This window comes from Alistipes sp. CAG:268, from assembly GCA_000434235.1.
Taxonomy (GTDB): domain Bacteria; phylum Bacteroidota; class Bacteroidia; order Bacteroidales; family Rikenellaceae; genus Alistipes; species Alistipes avistercoris.
In genome coordinates, this window is sequence record FR891987.1 from 46,955 (window position 1) to 48,667 (window position 1,713).

General features: G+C 66.0%; 2 protein-coding genes. Both read left to right on the top strand.

From position 1 onward, the window contains the following. Window positions 1-735, top strand: a 735-nt coding sequence (locus QZL63_RS03965; protein ID WP_290585952.1) for a (2Fe-2S)-binding protein, incomplete at its 5' end; no start/stop codon positions are given. Continuing rightward, window positions 732-1,713 (top strand): glycerol-3-phosphate dehydrogenase subunit GlpB (gene glpB, locus QZL63_RS03970; RefSeq protein ID WP_290585956.1); only part of this gene is annotated, 982 nt, incomplete at its 3' end. The genes QZL63_RS03965 and glpB, both read left to right, overlap by 4 nt.

The window sequence follows — 1,713 nt, forward strand, 5'->3', positions numbered from 1 at the left end:
CTGCGGCTCGAAGAGGGATGCAAGCTGGCCCCCTCGCTGGACTCGACGCGGATCCTGCGCGCCTATGCCGGGGTCCGGCCGCTCGTCGCCTCGGACAACGATCCCACGGGACGGAACATCAGCCGCGGCATCGTGCTGCTCGACCACGAGACGCGCGACGGAGTGCCGGGGCTGATCACCATCACGGGCGGCAAGCTGATGACCTACCGGCTGATGGCCGAGTGGACCACCGACCTCGTATGCCGCAAGCTCCGCATCGACAAGGCCTGCTCGACCGCCGACCGGCCGCTGCCCGGATCCCGGGAGGCCGGACAGCCGGCATCGAGGCCCCGCAAATCGGCTCTCCAGCGCCACGGAGAACTGGCCTCGCACATCGCCTCGGCCGACAACGGCGACAACAGCCTGGTCTGCGAATGCGAGGACGTATCGGTCGGCGAGATCAATTACGCGCTCGGCGAGCTCAACGTGACCGATCTGATCGACCTGCGCCGCCGCACCCGCGTAGGTATGGGCACCTGCCAGGGCGAACTCTGCGCCTGCCGGGCGGCCGGGCTGCTGGCCGGAGCGCACAACTGCGCCAAAGAGGCCAAACGCGACCTGGCGGCGCTGCTGAGCGAACGATGGAAAGGCATCTATCCGGTGGCCTGGGGCGACACGCTCCGCGAAAGCGAATTCACACAGTGGGTATATGCCGGAGTCTGTGACATGCACTTAACGGAGGAGGAAGCATCATGAAATTCGACACGGTCATCATCGGCGGCGGGCTGAGCGGCCTGATGTGCGGCATCCGCCTGCAAAGCAACGGTGCAAGGTGCGCCATCGTCTCCACGGGACAGAGTGCGCTGCACTTCTGGTCGGGATCGTTCGACCTGCTCAACCGCCTGCCCGACGGCACCCCCGTCGAGCAGCCCGAAAAGGCCGTCGGTGCGCTTCCCGCCGGACACCCCTACGCACGGTTGGGCAAAAAGTTCGCCCACTATGCACACATCGCCCGCGAGACACTCGCACAATGCGGCGTCACGGTACGCGGTGAAATGGAGCGCAACCACCTCCACTTCACCCCGATGGGTACGCTCAAGCCCACGTGGCTCACATCGTCCGACTTCAACACCTACCGTTCGGCTGAAGAGCTGCGCGGACAAAGGATCAGGATACTGAACTTCGCCGGGTTCCTCGACTTCAACACGGCATTCGTCGCCGAGGCGCTCGAATCCTGCGGAGCGCAATGTACGGCAGGAAGCCTCTCGATCGCGGAGATCGACCGGCTGCGGACCAATCCGACGGAGATGCGCGCGGTCCATATCGCCCGCGTACTCGACCGACCCGAGGTATTCGGCCGGTTCCTCGAGATGGTGAAGCGCCACGCTGCGGAGGCCGACATCGTCGTCGTCCCGGCACTCTTCGGACTGGACTCCGAGGAGTCCGTCAGGCAGCTCAGGGAGGCTGTGCCCGCAGCGGCCCCCATCCCCACGATGCCGCCCTCGGTGGCCGGCATCCGCACCCAGCAGCAACTGCGGCGCGCATTCGAACGACTCGGCGGCCTCTTCATGCCCGGCGACACGGCCATCGGGGCCGAAATCAGAGAAGACCGCGTCCGGCAGATACGGACGGCCAACCACGGGGAGGTCGCCCTGCAGGCCGACAACTACGTCCTGGCGAGCGGAAGTTTCTTCAGCAAGGGACTCGTAGCGGACATGACGCGGATTGCCGAAC